The sequence below is a fragment of the Pseudoselenomonas caprae genome, from assembly GCF_008271345.1.
Lineage (GTDB): Bacteria > Bacillota > Negativicutes > Selenomonadales > Selenomonadaceae > Selenomonas_A > Selenomonas_A caprae.
In genome coordinates this window covers 1-21,812 of sequence record NZ_VTOZ01000040.1, presented here as the reverse complement: position 1 = coordinate 21,812, position 21,812 = coordinate 1, and the positions used below count along the sequence as shown (strand labels likewise).

At 50.7% G+C, this 21,812-nt stretch carries 22 protein-coding genes and 1 pseudogene; all 23 read right to left on the bottom strand.

The annotated features are described in order from the left end of the window. Nucleotides 1–9: 9 nt before the first annotated feature. Nucleotides 10–555: pseudogene (locus FZ041_RS13700) on the bottom strand (Rpn family recombination-promoting nuclease/putative transposase); the annotation flags it as partial. A gap of 67 nt (nt 556–622) precedes the next feature. Further along, nucleotides 623–1,354, bottom strand: a complete 732-nt coding sequence (locus FZ041_RS13695; RefSeq protein ID WP_149189969.1) for a 7-carboxy-7-deazaguanine synthase QueE — start codon at nt 1,352–1,354, stop codon at nt 623–625. A gap of 3 nt (nt 1,355–1,357) precedes the next feature. Continuing rightward, nucleotides 1,358–1,735 (bottom strand): 6-carboxytetrahydropterin synthase QueD, encoded by a 378-nt coding sequence (queD, locus tag FZ041_RS13690; RefSeq protein WP_075443446.1) that lies wholly within the window; start codon nt 1,733–1,735, stop codon nt 1,358–1,360. 115 nt (nt 1,736–1,850) lie between these two features. After that, the gene (locus tag FZ041_RS13685; RefSeq protein ID WP_149189968.1) at nt 1,851–2,498 is read right to left on the bottom strand and encodes a hypothetical protein; all 648 of its coding nucleotides are present in this window, start codon (nt 2,496–2,498) and stop codon (nt 1,851–1,853) included. Nucleotides 2,499–2,654: 156 nt separating this feature from the next. After that, on the bottom strand, nt 2,655–3,890 hold the full coding sequence (locus FZ041_RS13680; protein WP_149189972.1) for a glycosyltransferase family 2 protein: 1,236 nt from the start codon (nt 3,888–3,890) through the stop codon (nt 2,655–2,657). 33 nt (nt 3,891–3,923) lie between these two features. Further along, nucleotides 3,924–4,634, bottom strand: coding sequence for a CDP-diacylglycerol--serine O-phosphatidyltransferase (gene pssA, locus FZ041_RS13675; RefSeq protein ID WP_149189967.1), 711 nt, complete (start codon nt 4,632–4,634; stop codon nt 3,924–3,926). Beyond that, entirely contained in the window at nt 4,634–5,266 is a 633-nt protein-coding gene (locus FZ041_RS13670) for a phosphatidylserine decarboxylase family protein (RefSeq protein ID WP_075443452.1), read from the bottom strand. The genes pssA and FZ041_RS13670 overlap by 1 nt, the downstream gene beginning before the upstream one ends. 12 nt (nt 5,267–5,278) lie before the next feature. Continuing rightward, nucleotides 5,279–6,016 (bottom strand): WecB/TagA/CpsF family glycosyltransferase, encoded by a 738-nt coding sequence (locus FZ041_RS13665; protein WP_255449441.1) that lies wholly within the window; start codon nt 6,014–6,016, stop codon nt 5,279–5,281. Between the two features lie 74 nt (nt 6,017–6,090). Next, nucleotides 6,091–6,639 (bottom strand): hypothetical protein, encoded by a 549-nt coding sequence (locus FZ041_RS13660; protein ID WP_149189966.1) that lies wholly within the window; start codon nt 6,637–6,639, stop codon nt 6,091–6,093. A gap of 26 nt (nt 6,640–6,665) precedes the next feature. Beyond that, entirely contained in the window at nt 6,666–7,166 is a 501-nt protein-coding gene (locus tag FZ041_RS13655; RefSeq protein ID WP_173372372.1) for a hypothetical protein, read from the bottom strand. Nucleotides 7,167–7,421: 255 nt separating this feature from the next. After that, a complete protein-coding gene (locus tag FZ041_RS13650) occupies nt 7,422–7,928 on the bottom strand; it encodes a hypothetical protein (RefSeq protein WP_149189964.1) in 507 nt (168 codons plus the stop codon). A 387-nt stretch (nt 7,929–8,315) separates the two neighbouring features. After that, the gene (locus FZ041_RS13645; protein ID WP_149189963.1) at nt 8,316–8,927 is read right to left on the bottom strand and encodes a hypothetical protein; all 612 of its coding nucleotides are present in this window, start codon (nt 8,925–8,927) and stop codon (nt 8,316–8,318) included. Beyond that, nucleotides 8,905–9,429 carry a hypothetical protein gene (locus FZ041_RS13640; protein WP_149189962.1) on the bottom strand — a complete coding sequence of 175 codons (525 nt, stop codon included), beginning with the start codon at nt 9,427–9,429 and terminating at the stop codon, nt 8,905–8,907. The genes FZ041_RS13645 and FZ041_RS13640 overlap by 23 nt, the downstream gene beginning before the upstream one ends. A gap of 186 nt (nt 9,430–9,615) precedes the next feature. Next, complete coding sequence (aspS, locus tag FZ041_RS13635) at nt 9,616–11,421, bottom strand: aspartate--tRNA ligase (RefSeq protein WP_033169348.1); 1,806 nt, start codon at nt 11,419–11,421, stop codon at nt 9,616–9,618. Beyond that, nucleotides 11,421–12,686: a histidine--tRNA ligase gene (gene hisS / locus FZ041_RS13630; protein WP_075428171.1), complete on the bottom strand. Its 1,266-nt coding sequence runs from the start codon at nt 12,684–12,686 to the stop codon at nt 11,421–11,423. Before hisS ends, aspS begins: the two co-directional genes overlap by 1 nt. Beyond that, nucleotides 12,680–14,218 (bottom strand): coproporphyrinogen dehydrogenase HemZ, encoded by a 1,539-nt coding sequence (gene hemZ, locus FZ041_RS13625; protein WP_149189961.1) that lies wholly within the window; start codon nt 14,216–14,218, stop codon nt 12,680–12,682. The genes hisS and hemZ overlap by 7 nt, the downstream gene beginning before the upstream one ends. 4 nt (nt 14,219–14,222) lie before the next feature. Further along, nucleotides 14,223–14,666, bottom strand: coding sequence for a Fur family transcriptional regulator (locus FZ041_RS13620; RefSeq protein ID WP_075428173.1), 444 nt, complete (start codon nt 14,664–14,666; stop codon nt 14,223–14,225). A 133-nt stretch (nt 14,667–14,799) separates the two neighbouring features. Beyond that, nucleotides 14,800–17,025 carry a RelA/SpoT family protein gene (locus tag FZ041_RS13615; protein ID WP_149189960.1) on the bottom strand — a complete coding sequence of 742 codons (2,226 nt, stop codon included), beginning with the start codon at nt 17,023–17,025 and terminating at the stop codon, nt 14,800–14,802. 13 nt (nt 17,026–17,038) lie between these two features. After that, entirely contained in the window at nt 17,039–19,009 is a 1,971-nt protein-coding gene (recJ, locus tag FZ041_RS13610) for a single-stranded-DNA-specific exonuclease RecJ (protein WP_149189959.1), read from the bottom strand. A gap of 249 nt (nt 19,010–19,258) precedes the next feature. Beyond that, on the bottom strand, nt 19,259–19,519 hold the full coding sequence (locus FZ041_RS13605; RefSeq protein WP_149189958.1) for a hypothetical protein: 261 nt from the start codon (nt 19,517–19,519) through the stop codon (nt 19,259–19,261). A 35-nt stretch (nt 19,520–19,554) separates the two neighbouring features. Next, nucleotides 19,555–20,478 carry a GmrSD restriction endonuclease domain-containing protein gene (locus tag FZ041_RS14625; RefSeq protein WP_222931176.1) on the bottom strand — a complete coding sequence of 308 codons (924 nt, stop codon included), beginning with the start codon at nt 20,476–20,478 and terminating at the stop codon, nt 19,555–19,557. 44 nt (nt 20,479–20,522) lie between these two features. Beyond that, entirely contained in the window at nt 20,523–21,287 is a 765-nt protein-coding gene (locus FZ041_RS14620; protein ID WP_222931175.1) for a DUF262 domain-containing protein, read from the bottom strand. A gap of 50 nt (nt 21,288–21,337) precedes the next feature. Then, nucleotides 21,338–21,604, bottom strand: a complete 267-nt coding sequence (locus FZ041_RS13595) for a helix-turn-helix transcriptional regulator (RefSeq protein WP_222931174.1) — start codon at nt 21,602–21,604, stop codon at nt 21,338–21,340. Between the last annotated feature and the right edge of the window lie 208 nt (nt 21,605–21,812).

Genomic DNA, 21,812 nt, shown 5'->3' with positions numbered 1-21,812 from the left:
TTTTGCCTATTACCAGTTTGCCTCTACATATCCCTGCGCCACATTCAGTTTGAGATTAAAACGTGTCATAATCTTGTCGATAGTGGTTTTCTTATCCACATCCATCTCTTTTAATGTGGTAATCATGGCCTTGATGCCTTCTTTCAAGCCTTCTTCCCGGCCTTCCTTGCGGCCTTCTTCTGCTGCATATCTTAGCTGCGCCGCCTGGTCACGGCGGAATTTTTCTGCTTTCTCATAAGACCGCTTGGCCACTTCGTCCTTGGTGAACACGTCTTCCACCTCCATTGCCTCTTGGATTGCGGCCTCGCTTGCCGCGATTTCCGCCAGCTCCTCGTCCGGAGTGCTGGGGGAGAAATAGGCCGCCCATTTCTCCATGCGGTTCATATCTTTTACACTTCTAGCCTTGAATTTCGGCAGTTCAAGGAAATGTATCTCCAGCTTATCCGTCAGCTGGCAGCCGGTTTTGACGTCATAAATGCCAAAGCAGCTGTGCATATCCGGGTATTTACCCGCGTCAAACAGGTTAAAGCCCAAAATGTTGATGGCCACGGTGCGTTTTAACTGGTCGTTATTCTAGCGCTCCTTTGCCATGTATTCGTATTGCTTTATGCAGGATCGGCAATCAAATTTGTCCGATCATCTTATGGGTCTGCGGGATTACGCGGACGTCCTTGAGCTTGGACAGGGCGTAGTTCTGGCAGATGAGGATCTTTTCGGGGCTGGCGGCTTTGCAACCGCCGTATGGGGTCACGGGCTGGATGATGAAGAGTGTTTCCGGTGCGGTGTCCGCCACGAGGTCGATTGCCTGGCGGAATTCTTCTTCCGTGGTTTCCTCGCCCACGACCAGCTTTATATACAGGTCTTTCGCTTTGGCCACTTCGATGAAGCGCTTATGCGCTTCCCACTGCGGTTTGCGGATGATGCTCGGCAGCTTGATGTCCATGCTGATGATGTCGACTGCATCGAGGATATCTGCGAGCTGCTCGGGCAGGGTGCCGTTCGTTTCGAGGAACACCGGCACCGTTATTTTTTTTGCCAATTCGCGGATGAAGACCGCATGCAGCAGCGGTTCTCCCCCCGTAAAGCTCACGGCCTGATGCGGGACTTCCTGGCACAGACGGTTGATTTCGATTGCCACCTGCTCCACCGAGCGCGGATTGGGCAGCTTCGCGAATTCACGGCTGCCCGCATAGGTCTCGACCTCACACTGCGCATGGCTGCCCGGCGTATTTTCCGTATCGCAGTAGCGGCAGTCGAGGTTGCAGCCCTCAAACCGCACAAATACCTGACGGCAGCCGACGTATTTCCCCTCGCCCTGGATGGACGAAAAAATTTCAATCAGATTCTCTTTCATGGCTCAGTCCTTCGTATAGGTGACGCTGGATTTCGGCGACTCGAAAACCGTGATTGCATGAAGCTCGCTATCACGCACAAAGCATTCATGCCCTGCCAGCTCCTCGAAGATGATGCGGGCCAGGTTTTCTGCCGTCGGATTCACGCCGCCGGCAAACGGCTCCAGCTCATTGAGATAGCGATGGTCATAGCGCTCAAGCGTCTCCTTGAGCGCCTTTTTGATGATCTTGAAGTCCACGAGCATGCCGAGCTCATCAAGCTCACGGCCCTTTACCACTGCCTCGACCACCCAGTTATGGCCATGCAGGCGTGCGCATTTGCCCGGATAGCCATTGACCATATGGGCAGCTTCAAAAGCACCTTCAACTTTTAACGTATACATATAAAAAAACTCACTCCTCGTCTAACAACCCAAAATATATTATAACGCCGTTGTTCCTATCTTGCCGCAGGCAAAACTTCCGCTTGGCATTTCAACGCAGAAAAACGCTGCCGGCTCAGTTCTCTTCCGCAGATGGTTCCGCCGCTGCATCTTCTGCCGGCTGTGCCGGATTGGCATCCATGACAGCCGCCTGCTGCGCATCATCTTTGGCGCCGTTTAAATCATAGCGGCGCGCGACATTTTCGGCCTTGGCCCTGTAGTAGCCTGCTGCCTCCGAGTATTTGATGACCCGCGAGCCGACGACGTTCATGATGGCGATAGCCAGCGCAATGCCGATCAGCACGCCCACGAGGCCGCCGAAATAGTTGCCGATAACGATGATGATCAGGCAGGCCGTGAAGAAGACCATGCCATCGTTGGCTTCCTCGATGCCGACGAAAAAGCCGTGATACTGCTGCCGCGCTTCCAATACCTTCTGGTTGTAATAGGCATGGACACACCAGGGAATCAGGAAATCGTTCAGCATATCCAGCGTTTCCGCACGAGCGGAATGATGGATCTCCTTGCCCTTCAGCAGCTGGATGGAAAAGCAATTCTCCTGAATCTCGCAGCGCACGAGGATCGACCACTGCTCATCAAGGGCAAAGCGGCAGACCGGCGTGTCGCCAGCATAGACGTATTTTCCCGTATCATCAAGACGCTTGCGGTGGATAAAGATTCCCTTGTCATCTTGGTAGACTTTCGTCTCTTCATCATAGTACATATTCTTCCGCTCCCTGATAGTAATACCCCTTTCTCTCTACACTCTTTATTCGCTGCCTGGCCGCAGCCTTCCTGCCAGGCCCTTTGACATGTCAAGCAAAAACAGCAAATTGACCGGTCAAAGCTGACACGTCAATTTGCTGTCTCCTAGCCCATTTTACTGGTCAATCGATTTCGTGTTCTTTACGTTGCCGACGATGTCGCTCATGCTCATCGCCCGCGTATGCTGCGTGTGGCTCCACTCGTGATTGTTGCGGTTGATGAATCCCAGGAAAATAATGGGAATCCACGAATAGATGAATACCGGATAGAGCAGCATGTACAGCCAGGACTTCCACTTCGCCCGGATCTTGATGAGGATGATCATCGGCAGGATGTACTGGCCGAGCATGATAGCCGTCATGATCTGCGACGGCATGAAGTTATAGATGTTCGTATAGAACGGCGGGAAGGCGAGCTGCACATAGCTGATGATGACAAAGAACGTCGAAATCATCAAAAAATGCGGCTGCATGAGGTAGATGCACTCATCCCACATGCGGATATCCTTGTGCTTCCAGCCCGCTTTGAGCATCTTCGGAATGAAGCGGTTGCCGACATCGAACTGTCCCTGTGCCCAGCGCTTGCGCTGATTCCAGGACTGCTTGAACGTCAGCGGCTTCTCGTCATAGATGATGGCGTCATGCGCCCAGCTCGTCTTGATGCCCTGGGCCATGCACTTCATCGTGAACTCCATATCCTCCGTCAGGCAGGTTGCATTCCAGCCATGCTCTTTGAGGATATCGGCAGAAAAGCACATGCCCGTGCCGCCGAGGCAGGCCGACAGGCCAATGTTGGATTTCGCCAGATGCGAAATGTAGCAAATGACCCAGAAGGCGATCGCGAACGTACCTGCGACCCAGGTATCGTACGGATTCTTGGCATCCATATAGCCCTGGATGACCTTATCGCCTTTGCAGAGACGGTTATTCATCTCCATGAGGAACTGCGGATGCACGAGGTTATCCGCATCGAATACGCAGACCGCGTCGTACTGTTTTTCCATCTTGAACAGACGGTCAAACATCCACTCGAGCGCATAACCCTTCGACTTCTTCGTCGGATGGGTGCGCGCATGGACGATAGCACCGGCATTGGCGGCAATCTCAGCCGTGTTATCGGTGCAGTTATCCGCAATCACATGGATATCATACATATCCTTCGGATAGTTGAGGCTCTGCAGATTCTCGACCAGCTGCCCGATGACAGCATGCTCGTTGTGCGCTGCCACAATCAGCGCAAACGTCTTCTTCGGGGTCTTGATCTTCGTCTCGCCACGCCGCCACATGCCACAGAAACCGATGACAAAGAAGTAGAGCGTGAACAGGAAAATCATGATCTGCATGGGAACCATGATGATATCAAATGGGAAATTAAACAAAAATCATCAGCCTTCCTTTGCAAATAATGCAATCAGCGTATTTACGATGCCAGCGGCTGCATAGGTGCAGAACACGGCCACAGCCAGCGCCTGCAGGATAGCTGCCTGTCCGAGCCAGAGGATGGCCGCAAACATAGCCGCCGCAAAAATCTTCGTGCCAAGGTAAATCGGCTCACCGCCATCCCCCTTGAAGTTCGGGTAGTGGACATGGCTGACCATCAGATAGCCGACAATCGCCATAAGGATCGGATATGCCACCCCGAAGCCCAGCGGATCGACACCGAGCAGGACGAACAGCAGCGTCGTCATCGCGACGATATTGCCGCCAGCCGGGATAGCAAGGCCCATGAAGTAGCCATGCACCACATCAGCATTGACATTGAAACGCGCCAGGCGCCACATGCCGCAGACGGCAAACAAGATGACGACCGCCATGCCTAAAAGCCCATGGTTATGCAGGACAAAGGCCCAGGCCAAAAAGCCTGGCGCGATGCCGAAGGAGCCTAAATCGCAGAGCGAATCCATCTCCTTGCCCATCTCGCTCGATACGCCAAAGAAACGAGCCGTGCGCCCATCAAGACCATCAGCCACGAGCGCGAGCAGGATGAAGATCGAGCCCCAGACAAAATCACCACTATACGTAGAAAGAATCGAGCACATGCCAAACACAAGGTTCATAGACGTGCAGAGATTCGGTATAAACCGTCGATAATCCATCAGTCTTTAATCCTCCCGAGAACAGTCTGTCCGCCGGCCACCTTCTGGCCGACCTTGACATTGATTTCTACCTTCTTCGGCATGACAACCTCGAGGCAGGAGCCGAACTTGATCATTCCGTACAGCTCGCCCTGCTTGAGGTCATCATCGAGCGTCACATACGAGACGATGCGGCGCGCCAGAATGCCGGCAATCTGCTTGACACTGATGCGGATGCGCTCGTTCTCGATGCCAATGACGTGGTGCTCATTCTCGAAGCCCACCGTATCCTTATACGCAGGACGGAAACGGCCGCAGAAATACTTCTGCAGCTTGATCTGCCCATTGATAGGACTGCGGTTCACATGCACGTTGAACACTGACATGAAGATAACGACCTTCGTGCAGGGTTCCTTGACAAACTCATCCGTCTCCAGCTCGACGATATCCGTTACCGTGCCATCAGCCGGCGACAGGATTGCCGACTCGTCAAGCTCGATATGACGTTTCGGGTTGCGGAAAAAATAACAGAAATATAGCATCAATACGAAGGGAATCACAGCCACATACGGATGCACCGAAAAACCAAGCAGGACACCCAGTGCCGCACAGCCGAATATGAACGGATACCCTTCCGATATAATAGGAGTCAAGCTCCCACCTCCTCAAACACGTTTCTTATTTTTTGAAGCATGTACCTTGAGCACGAACTTCGGCAGTGCCAGCAGACGGCCTGCGCGCTTTGGCTGCAAGGCACCGCGGAACAGCCACTCGAGCTTGGCCTTCTGCATCCAGAGCGGCGCACGCTTCATGACCCCTGCCATGACGTCGAGCGTACCGCCAACCCCAATGGATACAGGGACACCGAGCTCGTCTCTATGCTGGTAGAGCCACTTCTCCTGCTTGGGCACGCCGAGTGCCGCGAGCAGCAGGTCAGGTTTAGCCGCCTTGATTTCCGCGATGATTTCCGGCTCATCGTCCGCCGAAAAATACCCATTGCGTACGCCGACAATCTCAATCCCCGGATAAAGCTCCTCTGCTTTGGCCTTGGCCTTCTCTGCTACGCCGGGTGCCGAACCGAAAAAGAACACGCGCTGTTTCTTGCCCGGTGCGATGCGCATGAGCTCCTGCGCCAAATCGAAGCCTGCCACACGCTCCGGCATCTCATAGCCCAGATGATGGGCAGCCCAAACCGTACCAGCGCCATCCGGGACAACCAGCGCGGCCTCATTCAAAATATGCCGCAGCTCCTCGTCATGCGTCGCCCGCATAATCATCTCGGCATTGGCCGTCGCGATAAGGACATTCTTCTTCTCGTCCATGTAATCCTGCACCTGCGCCACGGCCTGCGCCATCGTAACAGAATCCACATTCACGCCCAATATATCGATCTTGTCGGACACACTATTCCCTCCAATAAATCAGAAATACTCATTGAATTAGTGTACTACAAAAGAATAATAGCGTCAACCGCGCATCACCCTTTATTGACATACTTCATGCTTTCGATGCTGTCCTTCACATCTTCTTTGGCATCCGCATCGCCCGCATGGTAGAAATACGTGACCACCAGCACCTTCTGCGGGGCTTTGACAGCTACCGCATCGATTTCAAAATCCTTGCCGGCCTTTTGCCCCGTGTAATGATATTTCTCCAGCGGGATATCGTGGACACATATTTCCTCCTGGCCTTGCAACTCGGCATTCCTGACCTGATACCGCTCCAGTGTCCTGCCGACCCGCTGATCGATAGTCTTATCCATCTCTGCCGGCTGTGGCGTGTCAACGTCTTTGCTATGCAGGTCGATGAACATATTGCTGCACTTTGCCTGCGCGACCTGCCAGGCCCCATCATCATACGGCAACGCCTTGAACTGCTCCGGCATTTCTATCTGCAGTTCCTGCTGCGTCGATACCGTTACCCGCTCCGTCTCGCCAAACAAACTGATTCCCTCCAGCGAAAGATGGCTGCCCAGCGAACCGAAAAACATAACGATCGAATGAAGAAAGAAATAAACTGACATCATATTATATAAGTCCCCCTGTAAAAAAATCACTGTACCGTGATTGTCTCAATCGAATTTTCCACCCTGGCCTTAGCAGCATCATTCTTAGGATTGTACTGATAAAGCAGCCACCATACATCCTGCCCCTCCTGGAACCCGAGCAGCTGGATTGTACTTTCCTGCCCCTTGGACTTGCTCGTGCATTCAATCGTCTTCACCGTTCTACCCTGTATTTCCCGGATGCCCTCGCCTTTGATTGCCATCTCCCCCTTCATCGTGAATACCTCTTGGAAGTTCTCATAGCCAAAGCCGACCTTATCCTCCTGTTTCCGTGTCGTCGCATGAACGACTAAAGCCCTGACACCATCTCTATCCCCCTTATAGGAATCGATGCGCTCAAATATCCCGCTCTCCGTCTTCGCATGTTTTGCCTCCGGCTCCATCGGCAGCTCCATCGAAAACATCTTCCCATCCTTCTGTTCATGCTTAACGGGATACCACAAAGTCGAAAAATCATCCGTCAACTCATGGCGAACAAAAAAACTCACATTACCACCTTGAAACGCCACAGCCAAAACCATAAACACAAAACCTACTAAATATAAAAGAACCTTCATACCAAACACCTTTCTGCTTATAACATTACCATTCATCATTGAATTCGTACTCCATATTAAAGTTTACTTTTACATCTTATTCAGCCACCACTCCATGATATATACTTACAAATATTTTATCACCCACATGTCTATATCTTTCTGGATTATTTATTGCAGAATTTAACGGAAATTTTTCATATTCATCTAAATAGTCCAATATTCACCATCTATTTCTATCCCTATATTCTCAATTATTTGCGGATTATTATTTTCATCTATTATGCTTTTTGCATAAGTAACTTTCCTTCCATTTATATATCTGTCTTCCAACACTTTCATTTTCGCATTAAGCTGTTCAGGATTCTCAAAATCTGCCATAAATGTCTGCATATTAAAATTTAATTTGATATTATCATTCACAGTCACGATATGATCTACACTTATATAGATTTTATCATCTTTATATCTATACCATTTTGCACTTTTTATCACATCATCCGGTTCAAACTCACCACAATCATCTAAATTAAAAGATAATTCCAGATGTAGTTTAGGCTCACTATTTTCCGGCAAATCTATCGAATGACATTTTTCATTTTGATACGGATGATTGGATGCTGACGATTCTACTTTCTCTTCATTATTCCCCGAGCATCCCAATACAACCATCGTCAAAACGATCAATAACACTAGAAATATATTTCTCTTCATTTTATCTTCTCACTCCCATTTACCCTGCGTAGAATTTCCGTGTTCCATTTCTATTCCACTTGTGCCCATTTTTCCTTCTGTTTGCCGGTGCTCCCTCGACTGTGAAATGAGTATCGCCATCCTGCCATACTTCATTCAGTATGGGGTAGCATGTCCTGCCGGCTTACTTATCCGTATCTATCGTGACATTACCGTGCTGTTGCAATAACCTTCTTACCTCTTGGGCATCCGCTTTACATCGCCCATATCCTTTGATATTTTCTGGATATTTATGATCATTGGCATTCAACACAAGTTGTCGATTTTTCTGATTGATGACACCATGTGAATGCTCTAAAAACACTTTTGTTTTGCTATACTATACATTCTAATGTCCGCATCGTTGCCTTATACTATCTTTATTGAATCAATGGATTTCTCGACCATTGTATGAACATCTTTATTTTCCCCCATGTATGTATATGTGATAATCCAATACTCAGAATTTGTACGTATTCCTACGCCTTCCAATATTTGCGGATTATCATATTCATCCATCATTATCTTAGCATAAGTAACCTTTTTACCATTTATTTCTTTTTCTTCTATCACTTTCATTTTTGCATTCATGAGAGCTTTTTCCCCAAGGCCGCTCATGAATGTTTTTAAATTAAAATCAATTTTAGTATTTGCATCAATAACAGTATCATGATCGATATTTACAATTATCTTCTCCCCTTTATGTCTATACCATTTAGCATTTTTAGTGAGTCCGTCCGGCTCATAGTCTCCACGATCATCTAACTCAAACGGCAAATCAATATATAAGTTTTTCCCATCATCTTGAGATAAAATAATAGAACGCCAATTATCCTCTAATGATAAAGAAGTCGGTTTCGATGAATTCGGTGCTTCAGCATTTCTTGAACATCCGGTTACAAAAATTGTACACACCATCAAAACCAACAGTAATATAGTATCTTTATTTTTCCTCACATTATTCCTTCTTTCCGCCTTCATCTTCTCTTTCCTCCTCATGACTATATCCTAAAGATTGATGTCTTCCATTATTTTCATATTTTATCTTGTTCCCCCTAGATTCTCCTTCTATCTCTATCCCCCCTGTCAAAATATCTCTTGAAACTTTTCCACTTGTCTCCCCTATTCCAGCTTCTAAATAATTTTTCACTTCCATGGATTCTGCTTTCAAATTTTCCGAACTAGATTTTAATTTTCCTATTTCTACCTCTATACCTGCCGCAATATTAAAATCTTCTTTACTGAATCCTACTTCCACTCCCATTTTTCCTTGCGTAGAATTTCCATGTTTTATTTCGTGGGCATCCATATGGATGTTCGAGTCCGCCACCTGCATCGTGATACTGTCATCGGCCTTCACTACGACGCCTTCCTTGCCCTCAATATCAATATCGCCCTGTGAGGAAACGATTACGGGCCGGGTTGAGTAGACTTGTACGCCCTTGCTCTGCGAAATGCGGATAAACCAAGGTTGCTCTAACATAATCGTCTCCTCATATAATCCTAACTATAATCATTCCCTATAGAACTATAATAAATGAGAATTAGTATTCATTAAAAAGAATCTGAAAATACCGTGAGAATCTAATTCGGGCATAAAAAAAGCACCCCTCTATGTTGTGTGAACATAGAGAGGTGCTTTACCACGCAAGGTGGTCAAGCGCGGAGCTTACTGCTCCTGCTTATTCTCTTTTTTCTTGACAGCCGTGCGGATCGAGAGCTCGCGGAGCTGTTTCTCCTCAACCGGCGACGGTGCAGCCGACATGACGTCGCGGGCACTCTGATTTTTCGGGAACGCGATGACATCGCGGATGGAATCGCGTTTTGCCATGAGCATGACGAGACGGTCAAGACCGAATGCCAGGCCACCATGTGGCGGCGTACCATACTGGAACGCATCCATCATGAAGCCAAACTTCTCATGTGCCTGCTCATAGGTGAGGCCCAGAGACTCGAAGACTTTCTCCTGCAGCTCTGCATTGTAGATACGCAGCGAACCGCCACCGACTTCGACGCCGTTGAGGACCATATCGTAAGCCTTAGCTTTTACGCGGCCCGGGTCAGACTGCAGATACTGGATATCCTCGTCACGCGGTGCCGTGAACGGATGGTGCATAGCCTTCCAGCGTTTCTCCTCGTCGCTCCACTCGTACATCGGGAAGTCGACGACCCAGAGGAAGCGCAGCGCATCCGGGTCAATGAGGTTGCGCTCTTTACCCATCTCGAGACGGAGCTGGCCGAGAGCCGTATCGACAACGAGGCGCTTATCGGCAACAACGAGCAGCAGGTCGCCCGTCTTGGCGCCCGTAGCCTCAGCGATTTTCGCAAACGTCTCATCGCTGTAGAATTTCTTGAACGGGCTCTTGATGCCCTCTTCGCTGTACTGGATCCAGGCAAGGCCCTTCGCGCCATAGATCTGGACGAACTTGACGAGATCATCGAGGCGGCGGCGCGGAATGTCAGCATAGCCGTCAACCTTGATGCACTTGACCATGCCGCCGTTTTCGATAACGGCGTTGAATACCTTGAAGTCCGAACCTTTGACGAACTCGGAGATATCCATGAGCGGCATGTCAAAGCGGAGGTCCGGCTTATCGGAACCGTATTTATCCATAGCCGTATCCCAATCCATGCGCTCAAACGGCGTCTCGATCTTCGCACCGATAGCCTTCTCGAACATCTCTTTGGCGAGCTCTTCCATCAGGCCCAGGATCTGATCCTGATCCATGAAGGACATCTCGATATCGAGCTGCGTGAACTCCGGCTGACGGTCAGCACGGAGGTCCTCATCGCGGAAGCAGCGGACAATCTGGAAATACTTCTCGAAGCCAGCGACCTGCAGAATCTGCTTGAAAATCTGCGGGGACTGCGGCAGAGCGTAGAACTCGCCCGGATTTACGCGGCTCGGAACGAGGAAGTCGCGAGCGCCTTCCGGCGTGCTCTTGCAGAGCATCGGCGTCTCGATCTCGAGGAAGCCGTTGCGGTCAAAGAAGTCACGCATGATTTTCGTGACACGGTGACGCAGCATGATGTTCTTCTGCATCTCCGGACGGCGAAGATCCAGATAACGATACTTGAGGCGAATCTTCTCATCGACATCGACACCATCCTGGATGTAGAACGGCGGCGTTTTCGCCTCATTGAGGATACGCAGCTCAGCGCAAACGACCTCAACTTCACCAGTCTCCATATTCGGATTGATGGTCTCTTCGCTGCGGGCGCGGATCTTACCGCGGACAGCGATGCAGAACTCGTTACGCAGGGACTCAGCCTTGTGGAACGTGCCCTCATTCATGGAAGCCTCATCGAATACGACCTGCACGAAACCGGAACGGTCACGCATGTCAACGAAAATCAGACCGCCATGGTCACGACGACGGGAGACCCAGCCGCACAGGACGACTTCCTGGTCAACGTCGGTTTTGCGAAGTGCACCGCAGTGATGCGTGCGCTTCATGCCTTGTAATGTTTCCATTAACCTTTCACCTCAGCACATAGCTTTTCTATTATTGTATCAAAAGAAACCTTCTGCTGCTCGCTCTTTTCCATATCTTTGAGCATCACGCAGGATTCTTTGACTTCATCCTCACCGATGATCAGCGCAAAGCGGGCATTCGCCTTGTTTGCCTGTTTCATCTGGGCCTTCATACTGCGGCCCGCATAATCCATACCAGCCTTGAGGCCAGCCTGGCGCAGCTGCGTCAGCAGCTTGAATGCCGGCCCCTGGGCCGCATCGCCGAGCGCCACCACATAGGCGTCCGTCTTCTTGTCCATCTCCGGCAGCAGGTTCTGTTTCTCGAGGGCCAAAAGGACGCGCTCAAGTCCCGTAGCAAAGCCAACAGCTGGCGTCGGCTTGCCGCCGATTTCCTCGATGAGGCCATCGTAGCGGCCGCCGCCAGCTACCGCACTCTGCGCGCCCAGCGGCGCGTATTTGATTTCAAACGCGGTCTTCGTGTAGTAGTCGAGACCACGAACCAAGCGCGGATCGAGCTCAAACTCGATACCAGCATCCGTCAGATACTGCTGTACCTTGTGGAAATGCTCCTGGCACTCGTCGCAGAGGCAGTCCGTGATTTTCGGTGCATCAGCCATGTACGGCTTATCGGCATCTGCTTTGCAGTCGAGAATGCGCAGCGGGCTGCGCTCGAAGCGGTCCTTGCAGTCATCGCAGAGATCGTCGAGCTTATCGCGGAAATAGTCCTGCAGGACCTCGCGGTATTTCGGACGGCAGTGCGGGCAGCCGACCGAATTAAGGCTCAGCTTGAGGTCTTTAAGGCCCAAAGAACGCAGGAAATCGATGGCGACCATGATGACCTCTGCATCGACCATCGGGTTCTCTTCGCCGAGCGCCTCGACGCCGAACTGATGGAACTCGCGCATGCGGCCGGCCTGCGGACGGTCGTAGCGGAACATCGAGCCGATATAGAAGAGCTTCACGAGCGAAGAATCGCCGTAGAGCTTGTTCTGCAGATACGCGCGCACAGCCGAAGCCGTATTCTCCGGACGCAGCGTGATGCTGCGGTCGCCACGATCCTTGAACGTGTACATTTCCTTATCGACGACATCGGTGCCCTCGCCGATGCCGCGATGGAAAAGCTCGGTATGCTCGAAGACCGGCGTACGGATTTCCTCGAATCCATAGCGGCTGCAGAGCTCACGAATCTTCTGTTCAACATAATTCCATTCGCCGACTGTATCGGGCAGAATATCCTTGGTTCCCCGCGGGGCATTGGTTAACATTCGTTGGTTTCCCCCTGTTTTCCGTAGGCCTCTTCGAGAAGCTGCCTGCGTTTTTCGATATAGATATCCACATCACGCAGATACGTCACCAAATCCTTGGCATTGAACGATGACTTCATGCGCTTGCGCGCAAAATCGACCACCTTGGTAGTCGCCGAACCGCCGATTCCAAGGATTGTCTGGTGCTCCTCCATGATCTGGATGTTATACATACCTTCGGCGCCAGGACGGCAGCAGCCTACATTCTCGAGGTCGCCGGCCATATAGCCCTGACGGTATAGATAATATGGCACATAGCCATGTTTTTCGATAAATGACATCGCGACTTCCGACATCCTGCGCGTCTCCGCATCGCCGGGGAGGTCGACATGACGTTCCTCCATGATGAGCTTCAAGCGCGAGCCGCGCTTCAGCGCCAGCGCGTGTAGGGTGATGTCATCCGGAGCCAGCGCCGTGACCTTTTCCATCGTATCGCGGACATCGTCCGCCGTCTCGCCCGGCAGGCCCAAAATCAAATCCATATTGATTTCAGGAATCCCTGCCGCCCGCAAGGCCTTATACATATCGACAACAGCCTCCGGCGTGTGCTGGCGGCCGATGAGCTTCAGCGTGCGCTGCTGCATCGTCTGCGGATTGACGCTGACGCGGGTGACATGATGGCCAGCCATCGCCTGGATCTTGGCCGGCGTGATGCTGTCAGGCCGCCCCGCCTCGACGGTGAACTCGACGACCTGGGGCCCATAGAAAGCATTATATACCATCTGCAGCATATCCGCAAAATAGCGGTCCGGCAGTGCCGTCGGCGTACCGCCGCCGATGTAGATGTTCTGGACGGTAAAGCCATACTGCGTCACCGCGTCGCGCGCCGCCTCGAGGTCTTTGCGCAGCACTGCCATAAAGGCATCGAGCTGCTTTTCCCCCGGCAGGATATTCGCCGGGAACGAGCAGTAGAGGCAGCGCGTCAGGCAGAACGGGATGCCGACATAGATGCTGATGGTCTTCTGATCCGAGGTCTTCAAAAACGGCAGCTGGCGGAAAGCCATCGGCGTGATGACGCGGGCCTTCTGCTCACTGCAGGCAAAGTCCGTCATCAGCCGCTTGACGATAGCCTCCTCCTCCATGCCATACGAAATCCAGCGATGGACGATCTTCGTCGGCCGGACTCCATGCAGAATGCCCCAGGGTGCCTGGGGCATTCCGAGCTCCTCCACAAAAATCTGGTAGAGATTGCGTTTGATCGTGCGGTTGACAGCGGCCCGTTCCAATTCATCGCGCTTGCCTACAGCCGTACGGCTATAGGCAAGACAGCTGCCATCCGCCCGGAACAGCAAGAGCGTCGTCTGTATATGCACACGCTCGCCCTCAACGGCATCTGCTGCCTGTGGCAGGCGTTTGTTGACAACCGATAGCTGCTCGTAATCATAGGCGCCGCGCCGCCCTATCACCTCAACCTTGAACAGGCTCAGGACTTCGCGCGTTATCTTGGAAATGATTTCCTTCCTGGTGTTGAGCGTAAACGATCTGACCTTCAAGAGCTTACTGACACTCCTTGCAGATGCCGTAGAACTTCACCTGATGGTTCTCGACATGGAATCCCATCTTCTGCTCGATATCATATTCAAGGTCTTCGAGCAGGTCATCCTCAAACTCCGTGACCTTGCCGCATTTCGTGCAGATCAGATGGTGATGATGATGCTCCGACGGATTCGTGGCATTCACCTCGTAACGGCTGCAGCCATCGCCAAACTCCATCTTCTGCAGGATACCCAAATCCGACAGCAGCTCCAGGCTCCGGTAGACCGTCGCGAGGCCGATCTCTGACTTCCTGTCCCGCAGGATGCCATGGACATCCTCGGCCGACAGATGCTCGCCCGGATGATCGAGGAAAATCTGCAGGACCGTCTGGCGCTGCGGCGTCATCTTATGCTGCCGTGCCTGCAAACGCGCCTTGAGGTCTTCCATCGTAAAAGTTTGTGCCATAATCTCAACTCCTTACATTGCTCTCATTTATGATCAGACTATGTCGTAATTCATTCAAATACTAATATTATACCTTAATGGTCTGCAAATATCAAACAAATTACCAGCAAACTGCCCAAATCCACGCAAAATATCAGTTGCCGCTCTGGCTGCGCCCCATCGAACGCGTAACGCTATAAACATCCTTGAGCCGGCGCAGTTTCGTCACGAGCTGGCTGACCTGCGTCGAATTGCGCACGTCAAGCCCCAGTACGATGGTCGATGTCTTGTTGCTGCGGTTCGGATTGGCATTGATGCTGTGGATGTTGATTTTCATCTCCGTCGGCACAGCCAGCACATTGGTCAGGATACCGCGACGGTCGTTGCAGACGATCTCGAGCTCCACCGTATACTGCTTATCAAGGCCGATATCCCAGCTGACATCAATGAGCCGCGAAAAGTCCGTATCCTGCAGCAGATTGGGACAATCCGTGCGATGCACCGATACGCCACGGCCGCGCGTGACAAAACCGACGATCGGATCGCCCGGAATCGGATTGCAGCAGCGGGCCAGACGGACCATGACCCCGCTTTCGCCCTCAACGAGCACGCCATGGCTGGATTTAGACGTCTTGCCATTCTGCTGCGGCTGTTTGAGCTTGGCAATCATCTGCGAGATGTCCGGCGGCGTGTTCTCCTTGACCTCTTTCTTGTGCAGCTCGATGAGCTTGGTCATGATGCCGTGCAGCGGTACGCCGCCGAAGCCCAGCGTCGCCAGCAAGTCATCCTCGCTGAGGATGTTGAACTTCCTGGCCACCTCCAGCAGGCGCCCCTCTTTCATGAGCACCTTGGGCGGATAGCCAAGATGCTTGGCCTCGTCCTTTATGAGCTCCAAGCCGCGCTCGATATTCTCCTCACGCTTTTCCTTCTTGAACCACGAGCGAATCTTGCTGCGCGTCTCCGAGGAAGCCACGATGTTGAGCCAGTCGCGGCTCGGGCCGTTGTTGGCCTTGTTCGTGATGACCGAGACGATATCGCCGTTCTTGAGCTTATGCTCCAGCGGCACGAGCTTGCCATTGACCTTGGCGCCGACGCAGTGATGGCCGACCTCGGTGTGGATGCGGTAGGCAAAGTCAATGGGGATCGAGCCCTTCGGCAGGTCGACGACATCGCCCTTCGGCGTGAACACGAAGACCTCATCCGAGAAGATATCGACCTTGAGTGCCTCGAAATACTCCTTCGGGTCGGAAAGCTCCTGCTGGAGATTCACCATCTGCCGCAGCCAGTTCATCTTCTGATCCATGGCGTTGCCAGCCGTAGCACCCTTGCCCGACTCCTTATACTTCCAGTGCGCCGCGACACCATACTCCGATACCTGATGCATCTGGAAGGTGCGGATCTGGATTTCGAGCGGATAGCCGCGGGTCATGACCGTCGTATGCAGCGACTGGTAGCCGTTGGATTTCGGCATGGCGATATAGTCCTTGAAGCGGCCCGGGATTGGCTTCCACATCGCATGGATGACGCCGAGCACGCCATAGCAGTCCTTGACCGTATCGACGAGGACGCGGACAGCCGAGAGGTCATAGATCTCGCTGATGTCCTTATGGTCGCGCTTCATCTTCTTGTAGATGCTGTAGAAATGCTTGGCCCGGCCATTGATATCGGCCTTGATATGCGCCTCATCGAGTTTCCCGGCAATCTGCCCGATCGCAGTATCGATGAACGTCTGCCGCTCTTTGCGTTTCTGCTTGACGTTTTCGACCAGGTCGTAATAAATCTCCGGCTCAAGGTAGCGCAGGCAAAGATCCTCAAGCTCCCACTTGATATTCGAGATACCGAGACGGTTCGCCAGCGGCGCGTAGATCTCGATGGTCTCCTTGGCAATGCGCTTCTGCTTGTCGGCACGCATGAATTTCAGCGTGCGCATATTGTGCAGGCGGTCCGCCAGCTTGACCATGATGACGCGGATGTCGTTGGCCATCGCCAGGAACATCTTGCGATAGTTCTCAAGCTGCACTTCTTCCTTGGATTTGTACTGGATGCGGCCGAGCTTCGTGACGCCATCGACGATCATGGCGACTTCCTCGCCAAACATCTCCGCGATCTGCTCCTTGGTATAGATGGTATCCTCGACCACATCGTGCAAGAGTGCCGCGCTGATCGTCACATCGTCGATGTGCAGCTCCGTCAGGATCTGTGCCACATGCAGCGGATGGATGATGTAGGCCTCGCCCGAAACGCGCGTCTGCCCCTCATGTGCGGCCGATGCCAAGTCATAGGCACGCTGGATGAGCGCCGTATCAGCATTCGGCTCATACTCCTTCACCGCTGCGATAATGGATTCAATGGACACTGGTGCTTTGTCTTTATCGTTCATTTCTTTCCCCTCCTCAGCGATGACGACGATACGTCGGTGAATGCTCAAGCTCCATCCGCCCCGTTGCTTTGGGCAGATAGTAGCGGTTTTCCTCTAAATCAAGACGCAGGAGACCCAGTTCCTGGAAAATACGCAGTCCCGTGCTCATGGTATACAGGGAGATATGATGACCCCGCTGGCAGAAGCTCAGCGTGAGTTCCGCCGCCGTATAGGGGATGCTCTCCTCCTGCTGCTGGATGGCATACAGGAAACGGTATATCTCGACCAGCTGCTCGCGCTCGGGGAATACCTTCTCCCCATCAGCGGGCCCCAGCGTATCCACCATGCACTGGAGACTGCGGCGCCCCTGCCACTCATTGACAGCCGGGCTGTAAACCATATCGATGGCCTCCGCATTGACAATCCCTGCATACTCGCTCTTGTTCCAGTACAGAGCATTGATCGGCGCCGACGTCCTGCCCACCTGGAACCGCAGATGCTGCTTCTGGCTGCCGATAGCCGCCGCCCCCATCGCCCGAATCCCACGGCAGCCGAACAGCGGCTTGGGATTGCCCATGCCATAAGGCTCAAAAAGCGCCAGCTCCTCAACCAGCTCGAAGGTAATATCCTCCGGTGCCAGCTCAAACTCGACTTTGACCTTCGGGATATAGTCCTCAGCGGAAAGCGTCTCTGCGGCCACCTGGCAGAATGCCGCGCGGAAAGCATCAAGCTCCGCATGCGCCACGGAAAGGCCCGCTGCCTGTGCATGACCGCCGAACTGGATGATATGATCGCTGCACTTTTTCAGCGCCTCATACATATGCAGCCCCTCGATGCTGCGGCAGGAGCCCTTGCAAACGCCATCTTCCTGAATGCTCATGACGATGACAGGCTTGTAATACCTCTCCACCAGCCGCGAAGCCACAATGCCGATGACGCCGGGATTCCAGTTCTCCCCGGCCACGACGATGGCCGGCATATTCGCCGGGTCTTTGCCCGCCAGCTGGTCTTCGGCCAGCTTCAGTATCTCCTGCTCGATGGCCTGCCGCTGACTATTGAGCATATCCAGCTCCATGGCCAGATTCTCCGCTTCCTCTTTATTTTCGGCAAGCAACAGCCGAACCCCTTTTTCTCCCGAGCCGATTCTGCCCGCCGCATTGAGCCGCGGCGCGAGCTGAAAGCCGACATGGCCGGCATTCAGCGCCTTGTCCTGGATGCCCGCGACGCGGACCAAGGCCCGCACGCCAGCAAAAGAGGAATCCTGCATGGTCGCCAGCCCTTCCTTGACGATGCGGCGGTTCTCCCCCGTCAGCGGCACGATGTCCGCCACGGTGCCAAGCGCCACAAGCTCCAAGTCCTGCGCATAATCCTCGTTCTCAAGCTCGCGCCACAGTGCCTGGCAAAGCTTGAAGGCTACACCAGCGCCGCAGAGCTCCTTGTCGGGATACGCACAGTCAGCACGATGCGGATTGACGACAGCCAGCGCATCGGGCAGCGTGTCCCCCGGCAGATGATGGTCGGTCACGATGATATCGAGTTTTCCCTTCATCGCCGCCACATCGTCCACCGAGGCAATGCCACAGTCCACAGAGACCAGCAGCGTCACGCCCTTGGCCGCGATCTGCTGCAGCGCTGGCAGGTTGAACCCATACCCTTCCTTCACGCGGTCAGGGATGTGGAACGACACCTTCGCCCCGAGCGCCTTCAGATTATGCACGAGCAGCGACGTCGCCGACATGCCGTCCACATCGTAATCGCCATAGACCATGATGCGCTCCTCGCCCTCGATTGCCTGCTTGATGCGCGCCACGGCCTTATCCATATCCTTCATCAAAAACGGATCATGAAAGGGCTGCTTCTCCGGATGCAGGAAGCGCTCCGCCGCTTCAATATCAGTAAGACCACGATGCCACAAAATCCCGGCAGCCATTTCCGTAATGCCCAATTGCCGGGCAAACGCCGCCGACTCCGGCACCGTATCATAAAGTTTCCATTCTTTCAACATTGTATACAACTCCCAGACTATATATTAGCCTATTTTGCGCCGTTTTGCTACATTTTTTCACTAAAATAGAACAATTCCGTACTAATGTATATACAGCACATACAACAATGCGGCAGATTGACAAGTCAAATTGACCTGTCAATCTGCCGCATCCGCTAACTAAATTACCTGCTTAGCCGTCTCATGCAGATTCCTTCATATCCTTATGTCTTCCATTTTTCTATCAATTATGAATCTCATCATAGGATATTACCAATTCGTTTCTACATACCATTTAGCTGCGTTTAATTCAAGAGCAAAATGCACCATAATTTTATCAATCGTCGTCACCTTGTCCACTCCAAGCTCTTTCATCACTGCAATCATAGCCTTGATTCCCTTTTCCTTACCTATTTTTTCGCCTTCTTTTCTTCCTTCCTCTTCAGCATATTTCAACAGTGCAGCCTGATCTCGGCGAAATTTTTCTGCTTTTTCATACGATCGTTTGCTTACCTCGCCTTCAGTAAACATATCTTCTACCACCTCTTGAATTGCCTCTTCACCTATCACTTTACCAAGTCATTAGCGTCAAGATATTCAATAAATTCCTCAATCATATGATTCTGTCGTTTTATAATATCTTCTTCTCTGAAATCCGAATAATTGGCACTTATATCTAACAATTCCCGGATTTCTGTACCAGACCTGCGCTGTCCTTTACTATTCTCATAACCATTATAATATTTTTTCTTATCAGCAAAACGAAAATCTGCTGCTCGAATATTGATACGCTTCTCAAGTATAACCTTATTCCCTAGCATTTCAAGTGAAGCTGCATTATTAAGAGACTTTTCCTTCATCTGCCGCGCACGAGCAAAAATATGTTCAATATCCAAAACAGTTTCCAATTTTAAAAGCTTCTGCGTTTCCTTATGGAACGCCCACCATGTTAACATTGCCTTTGTTATAGGACGTTGATTGGTAAACTCATAATTCTTCATCTGCTCTTTGAATGTTGATGGTGTGAACTTGAAATCTTCAAAAGTCACCGGCCGTTTATTTACCAGATTAATCATTTCTGCATATACTGGTGTACGCAAAGCATTCACTCCCGGCCTTACGATAGCATATGCCCAGATAAAAGCTGTTATCCGATTTAAGAATTTATAGAATCGTTCTTCATCCAACTGACCATTTTTATCCCGATAGGACATAAAGTAAACCGACACAAAATAAATCCACATACTATTAGGAGCATAATTCAATACATAAAAGCGTCTTAAAATACGGCTTGAGAATCGTTCTTCATCCTGATTCGACACATCATTCCAAAAATCTGCCAACTCTATCATATCAAGAAATGTTTGTTCTTGCTTCAGCAAGCTGTAAGAGTCTTTCTCATAAAATTTACGTAACGCTTCTGTCGTTGAATTTTTATTTCCCTGCCTAGCACGAATATAATACATATAACGAGTAAATAAATCATCCATAGCGTTCCCCGAAACTGGATGAAAAATCTTATTAACCTTTTCTTCTAACTCCTTCCACTGATGAATGAATTCGTCTTTCCCTGATGAGAATAGAATTTATAAAACTGTGCCTTGAATATATCAGAATCCGAAAGTGGCATACCTCTATCGTTCAAAGTTGAAAAGATTCTCAAGGCCGTATCTTGCGATTCAGCCTCTATCGGCAACAGTATACAATTCTTCATGATTCGAATCGGCAAATAGGAATAATACATCGGAAATTCATCTTTGAATTTAGCAATCTGCTTTAAGAAAAATCTATAATTATGAGCATACCGACTCTTTGACTTATCCGACACCTCACCCGTTTTCAATATAGCCATAAATTCTTCCCGATCGTTATCGGTTGCCACTTCTGATTCAATCTTTAAACTATCTTTATCTGCCGCATCAAACTCATTTGTTTTCCAAATACAACTTTCAATGGATTTTCTTGTTGCTTTAGCTGCGTCATCATTCATATTACCAAAACAAGCATAAAAAGCTCTTAACAAAAGTAACAATGTTGTCAAACGCTGTTGCCCATCAATAATTTCCTTTTGCCCTTGACTTTGAAAAGTAACAATTGGCCCCAAAAAATATTCACTTGATGAATCAAATGCATTACAATTATTATCCGGCAATGCAAAACTAAAAATATCATCCCATAAAGTCTGACACTCCTGCTCTCCCCACGCATATGGTCTTTGATAATCAGGGATAAGAAACAATGCATCTTTTGCCGAAAATAAAGCTAATACTGTTTTCTGATCTATATTTAACTTTGACATATAAACATTTCTCCCCGAACACATTATACATAGAATAAAAATTTCTCTTATCACATGGCAACATTTTTCCGTAACGGTTCTAGCAAATCTTCCATCCGGCAATGAAGTGCCTTGGCTAATTTGTATAAAGTAACAGCAGCAGTCTTATTGATATTCCTCTGTCCCTGCTCAAAAAGCTGAATCTGCCGCAAAAGCACACCAGATTCGCTTGCAAGCTCCGACTGCGACAACCCATAGTTATCCCGATACTCACGCAGCCTTGTATGCGGATACGCCGCTTTCATAATCTGGTTCATCTGCTCGCCAAGTTTTCCCAATCGCATTGCTTCCGATAGCTTACGCAGCGATATAGCTCCTGTAGTGTGTTAAAATCGCCAGCCAATTCAGAATGTTATATTCCGGTTCATTTAAATTCAAGATTGCCACCATGAAAAACGATCATAACGCCACTCTCCTTCATTTTTAGTATATCGCTCTGGAGATAGGCGGTCAAGAATCCGCATAAGAAAAAGCCCTCCCTGCCGG